Here is a 5,717-nt window from a genome sequence, read left to right on the forward strand (position 1 = left end):
TCGGCGAGCAGCGGCCACCCGTTGGCCTCGGCGAGCCGCACCGCGGCGGGGCCCGCACCGTCCCCCGCGACGACCACGGTGGGGACGGCTCCGCGCGCGCGGCGCGAGCCGCGCGCCGTGCCGTCCGCGTCGCCCACGACGACCGGGACGGCACCCGTGAGCGGGGCGACCGGGTCGGCGGGCTGCGCACGGCCCACGACGTGCGTGAGGCCCGCGTCCGACGCCGCCGGCCACGGTGCGGCGCCGGGTGCGAGCGGGTCGCGGTACGCGAGGTCGAGGTGCACGGGACCGGGGTCGCCCGTGCGGGCGCCGGTCGCGGCGGCGAGGGCGCGCGCGACCGTGCGGCGCAGGTCCCGGTCCTCCCCCGGGCGACCGGTGGGCGCGGGCACGTCGACCGCGAGCCGGACGGCGCCGCCGAAGATGCCCGCCTGCTCGGTGGTCTGGTTGGCGCCCGTGCCGCGCAGCTCGTGCGGGCGGTCGGCCGTCAGCAGCACGAGCGGCAGCCCGGTGTGGTGCGCCTCGAGCACCGCGGGGTGCAGGTTCGCCACGGCGGTGCCGGAGGTCGTGACGACCGCGACGGGCCGGGCCGGTCCCGGTCCGCGCTCCCCCGCGTGGGCCGACCCCTTGGCCAGGCCGAGCGCGAGGAAGCCCGCGTCGCGCTCGTCGATGCGCACGTGCAGGCGCAGCGCGGGCGCCCCCGCGGGCCGTTCGGGGTCGGGGCGCGCGGCGTCGGCGACTGCGTAGGCGAGCGGTGCGCTGCGCGACCCCGGCGCGAGCACGACGTCGCGGACGCCGAGCGCCGCGAGCGCCTGCACCAGCACGCGGGCCGCACGCACCGAGGGCGCGGGGTCCGAGGGCGCGGGGTCCGGGGGCACGGAGTCCGAGGGCACGGCGTCGGGGGCGGGCGTCACGGCCGCCATCATGCCCGAGCCCGCACGGCCGCGAGCCGCGCCCGCCACCGCGCGGCGACGTCGTCCGGCGCGGTCGCCGCGGCCAGCAGCGCGGGCGTCGGCGCGGGTCGGCGCACCTCGATCGCGCCGTCGCGCGGCAGCAGCGGGTCCTCGACCAGGTCGTCCGCGAGCAGCGCGGCCGTCGCGAGCCCGCACGCGTGCGGCAGCTCCGGCAGCGCCGCGGCGAGCGCGAGCCCCGCGGCCAGCCCGACCGACGACTCGAGCGCCGAGGACACGACGACGGGCAGGTCGAGCTGCTCGGCCAGGCGCAGGCACGCGCGCACGCCGCCGAGCGGCTGCACCTTGAGCACGACCACGTCGGCCGCGTGCAGGCGGGCCACCGCGAGCGGGTCGTCCGAGCGGCGCACGGCCTCGTCCGCCGCGAGCGGCACGTGCGTGCGGCGGCGCAGCGCGGCGAGGTCCTCGACGCCCGGCACGGGCTGCTCGGCGTACTCCAGGCCCCCGGCGGCCCGGTCGAGCGACGCGAGCACGCGCACGGCGGTGTCGAGGTCCCACGCGGCGTTCGCGTCGACGCGGATCGCACCGTCCGGGCCCAGGGCGTCGCGGACCGCCTCGAGCCGCGCCTCGTCGGCGCCCGCGGGCTGGCCGGGCTCGGCGACCTTGACCTTCGCGGTGCGGCAGCCGCCCGACGCGGTGACGATGCGGTGCGCGTGCTCGGGGTCGACCGCGGGCACGGTGACGTTGACGGGCACGTGCGTGCGCACGGGGTCGGGCCAGCCCTCGTCGGCGGCCTCCCGCGCGGCGCGCCACCAGCGCACTGCCGCCGCGTCGTCGTAGTCCCAGAAGGGGCTGAACTCGCCCCACCCGGCGGCGCCGCGGACCAGCACGCCGTCGCGGCGCGTCAGCCCCCGGAACCGCGTGCGCAGGGGCACGTCCCACACCACGGGTTCCAGCAGCACGCTCACCACGTCCCCAGGCTATGCCGCGCGCGACTCCCGACCACGCCGGACGGGTCCGGTCCCCCGGGGCGGGGCTCCCCGACGCGTCGTTAGGGTGTCCAGGTGAGCGAGAGCGGTACCCCAGTCCCCCTGCCCGAGCGCGTCTCCGAGACCTTCGACCCATCACGGTGGCGTGACGTCGAGGGATTCACGGACCTGACGGACATCACCTACCACCGCGGGTACGCGCGACCCACGCCCGAGCAGGCCGCCGCCGGCGCGGTCGCGCGCGACCTGCCCGTGGTGCGCGTCGCGTTCGACCGACCCGAGGTCCGCAACGCGTTCCGCCCGCACACCGTCGACGAGCTGTACGCCGTGCTCGACCACGCGCGCACGACGTCCGACGTCGGGACCGTCCTGCTCACCGGCAACGGCCCGTCCCCCAAGGACGGCGGGTGGGCGTTCTGCTCGGGCGGCGACCAGCGCATCCGCGGGCGCGACGGGTACCGGTACGCCGACGGCGACACCGCCGCCGCGGTCGACCCGGCGCGCGCCGGGCGGCTGCACGTCCTGGAGGTGCAGCGGCTGATCCGCACCATGCCCAAGGTCGTCGTGGCGCTCGTCAACGGCTGGGCCGCCGGCGGGGGCCACTCGCTGCACGTCGTGGCCGACCTGACGATCGCGAGCCGCGAGCACGCGCGGTTCATGCAGACCGACGCCAACGTCGGCTCGTTCGACGGCGGCTACGGCTCGGCCCTGCTCGCCCGGCAGGTCGGGCAGAAGCGGGCCCGGGAGATCTTCTTCCTCGCCCGCGAGTACTCGGCGGACGACGCGTACCGGTGGGGCGCCGTCAACGACGTCGTGCCGCACGCAGAGCTCGAGGAGGCCGGGCTCGAGTACGCGCGCGTGGTCGCGACGAAGTCGCCGCAGGCGATCCGCATGCTCAAGTTCGCGTTCAACCTCGCCGACGACGGCCTGGCCGGTCAGCAGGTGTTCGCGGGCGAGGCCACGCGGCTGGCGTACATGACGGACGAGGCCGTCGAGGGGCGCGACGCGTTCCTGCAGCGGCGCGACCCGGACTGGTCCGGGTTCCCGTACGCCTACTGACGCGTCAGCCCTGGCCCACCCAGGACATCAGGTCGACGAGCGTCGCGACGACGGCGCCGCCCCCGACGAGGAGCGCGACGAGCACGAGCCCGGCGGCGACGACCGCGACGGCCGAGCGGACCGAGTGGTCCTCGGGGTCACGACGCGAGCGGGCGGGGCGGACGGAGGCGGGGAACGTGGTGTGTGCGGCCATGCCCTCAGCCTCGCGGCCGCACCCCGGCGGGCGCGTCGGCCCCCGGGACGGTCGTGCCCGGCGCCCGCCCGCCCGGGAGAGGGGGGCGGCTCCACCGGAGGGACGACGTCCCGGCCCGGCGCGTCGTCCTCCGGTATCGACCCGGGCGCGCGGCGCCCGGGTCGGACGTCAGGAGACGGTGAGGGTCCCGGTGCCCGCAGGGACCAGCTCGACCCAGGTGTTGCCGGGCGCGAGCGTCGCCTCCGAGCCGTCCGGCAGGAACAGGCGCATCGGCTGCTCCTGCGCGTCCTTCTGCCAGCGCACGGGCAGCGTCTTGCCACCGGTCGCGAGCACCGCGTCACCCGACCCGACCAGGTCGTAGGTCGGCACCGGCGCGCCGCCCTGGGCGCCGAACTCGGTGTTGGGGTGGCCCGCGGTGATCGACACGACGTTCACCGCCGACAGGCGCGCACCGCTCGCGGCGGTCGCCGGCGTGCCGCCCTCGGAGCGCAGCCACGTGCCGCTCGCGGCGTCCCAGGCCCACACCGGGTTGGACTGCCCCGACAGGCGCAGGTCGAGCGTGCCGGCGGGCGTGCCGCCCGTGACCGCCGACGCCTGCTCGGCCGAGCGGGCGAACGCGAACTGCTGACCCGGCGCGGTGCGCCCCGCCTCCGCGTTGGCCCACCACTCGGCCGGGTTGCCGTAGACGTTGTGCGGCGCCTTGCGCTCCTTCGAGCGGTACATGCCGGGCGCACCCGCGTCGTGCGACACGATCTGCACGCCCGCGGCGTTCGCGAGCGCGAGGATGCCCGGCTGGCCGCCCGAGTACACGAGCATGCCGCCGAGCGGCGAGACGATCAGCGGGTCCATCGGGCGCACCGAGCGGATGGGGCCGACCTCGCCGGGGACCTGCGACTGGAAGACCGCGACGAACCGCGAGACCTCGAACTCGACGATGGTCTCCCACACGACGTCGGCCTGGTCGAGCCCGGCCTGCGGGCGCGCGGCGGAGGTGTTCTCGATCTTCACGGCGATCGCCGGGCGGGGGTCGGGCTGCCCGGCGACACCCGTCAGCGGCCAGACCGGCTCGACCTCGGGCGTCGGGACGGCACCCTTGTCGGCGACGACGTCGGCGCGCTCGGTCACGGTCGAGGCGGGGGTCGGCGTCCCCGTCGACGAACCGCACGCCGCGAGCGCGAGGAGAGCACCGCACGCCAGCAGGCTCACGCCCCGTGCGCGTGCCGTCGTGCTCCTGCGAACCGTCCCGACCATCGTGACCCCGTCTCCCCCGCTGGTGCGGCTCGTCGTGCGCTGCCGGCGCCGCACCCCCTCGGGCCCGGACCGCGGGCCACTCTACGACGACGGGACCGACGTCCGGGGCGGGACGCGGCGCACGACCGCCCGCGCGGCCCGACCACCTACGCTGTCGGGGTGGAACGGCCGCTGCGTGACGTGCCCGCGGACCCGCGGGAGCTGCTGCCCGCGCTGGCGGCGGCGCTCGACGGCTCGGGCCCGGCCGTGCGGTGCCTGGACGCGCCCGGCCGCGGGCCCGCCACGGACGTGCCGTCCGAGGTCGCGGTGGTGGTGAGGACGTCGGGGTCGACGGGCCGCCCGCGCGACGTGATGCTGACCGCGCAGGCGCTGCGCGCGTCCGCTGCGGCGACCGCGGAGCGGCTCGGCGGGCCCGGCACGTGGCTGCTCGCGCTGCCCGTGCACCACGTCGCCGGTCTGCAGGTGGTGGCGCGAGCCCTCCTGGCCGGCGGCGCACCCCACGTGCTGCCCGAGGGACCGTTCCGCGCCGCGACGTTCACGACCGCCGCGCGGCGCGCGACCGCCGGCCTCGGCCCGCACCACACGTCGCTCGTGCCGACCCAGCTCGTGCGCGTGCTCGACGACGACGCCGCGACGGCGGCGGCCGCCCGGTTCGACGCGATCCTCGTGGGCGGCGCGGCGTGCCCGCCGTCGCTGCTGGCCCGCGCCCACGCCGCCGAGCTGCACGTGGTCACCACGTACGGCATGACCGAGACCTGCGGGGGCTGCGTCTACGACGGCAGGCCGCTGCCCGGCGTACGCGTCGCGGTGGACGCCGAGCAGAGGATCAGCCTGGCGGGGCCCGTGCTGGCCGCCGGCTACCTGCACCGGCCGGACCTCGACGCCGCGACGTTCTCGACCGCGCCCGACGGGCGGTGGCTGCGCACCGCCGACCGCGGCCGCCTCGACGACTGCACGCTGCACGTGCTGGGCCGGCTCGACGACGTGCTCGTCACGGGCGGCGTCAAGGTCGACCCGCACGCCGTCGAGGACGTGCTCGCCGGGCTGCCCGGCGTGCGCGAGGCCTGCGTCGTCGGCGTGCCCGACCAGCACTGGGGTCAGTCGGTCGTCGCGGTGGTCGTCATGCAGGACGGCGCAGCGCCGCCGCTCACGGAGCTGCGTGCGGCCGTCGCCGCCGCGCTCGGCCCCGCCAGCGCGCCGCGCCAGGTCGTCGTGCCCGACCAGCACTGGGGTCAGTCGGTCGTCGCGGTGGTCGTCATGCAGGACGGCGCAGCGCCGCCGCTCACGGAGCTGCGTGCGGCCGTCGCCGCCGCGCTC

General features: G+C 77.9%; 6 protein-coding genes. 2 read left to right on the forward strand and 4 right to left on the reverse strand.

Annotation, left to right across the window (positions count from 1 at the left end):
* Window positions 1-920: thiamine pyrophosphate-binding protein (locus ATM99_RS17125; RefSeq protein ID WP_255356827.1), on the reverse strand; the 920-nt coding region annotated here is incomplete at its 3' end.
* Window positions 920-1,876, reverse strand: a complete 957-nt coding sequence (locus ATM99_RS17130) for an o-succinylbenzoate synthase (protein WP_062104032.1) — start codon at window positions 1,874-1,876, stop codon at window positions 920-922. The genes ATM99_RS17130 and ATM99_RS17125, both read right to left, overlap by 1 nt.
* Window positions 1,877-1,972: 96 nt before the next feature.
* Between ATM99_RS17130 and ATM99_RS17135 the strand changes: the two genes are divergently transcribed.
* On the forward strand, window positions 1,973-2,956 hold the full coding sequence (locus ATM99_RS17135; RefSeq protein ID WP_062104029.1) for a 1,4-dihydroxy-2-naphthoyl-CoA synthase: 984 nt from the start codon (window positions 1,973-1,975) through the stop codon (window positions 2,954-2,956).
* Window positions 2,957-2,960: 4 nt separating this feature from the next.
* Here ATM99_RS17135 and ATM99_RS17140 read toward each other — a convergent pair whose 3' ends face one another.
* Window positions 2,961-3,149, reverse strand: coding sequence for a hypothetical protein (locus tag ATM99_RS17140; RefSeq protein ID WP_062104030.1), 189 nt, complete (start codon window positions 3,147-3,149; stop codon window positions 2,961-2,963).
* A gap of 168 nt (window positions 3,150-3,317) precedes the next feature.
* Window positions 3,318-4,355 carry a DUF3048 domain-containing protein gene (locus tag ATM99_RS17145; protein WP_223305238.1) on the reverse strand — a complete coding sequence of 346 codons (1,038 nt, stop codon included), beginning with the start codon at window positions 4,353-4,355 and terminating at the stop codon, window positions 3,318-3,320.
* Between the two features lie 204 nt (window positions 4,356-4,559).
* Between ATM99_RS17145 and ATM99_RS17150 the strand changes: the two genes are divergently transcribed.
* On the forward strand, window positions 4,560-5,717 hold a 1,158-nt coding region (locus tag ATM99_RS17150; protein WP_082659986.1), incomplete at its 3' end, for an AMP-binding protein.

Source organism: Cellulomonas sp. B6, assembly GCF_001462455.1.
Classification (GTDB): Bacteria; Actinomycetota; Actinomycetes; order Actinomycetales; family Cellulomonadaceae; genus Cellulomonas.

Excerpts from the sequence above, each read along its gene's own strand:
- ATM99_RS17140 (WP_062104030.1), bottom strand. The coding sequence starts at position 3,149 with ATGGCCGCACACACCACGTTCCCCGCCTCCGTCCGCCCCGCCCGCTCG.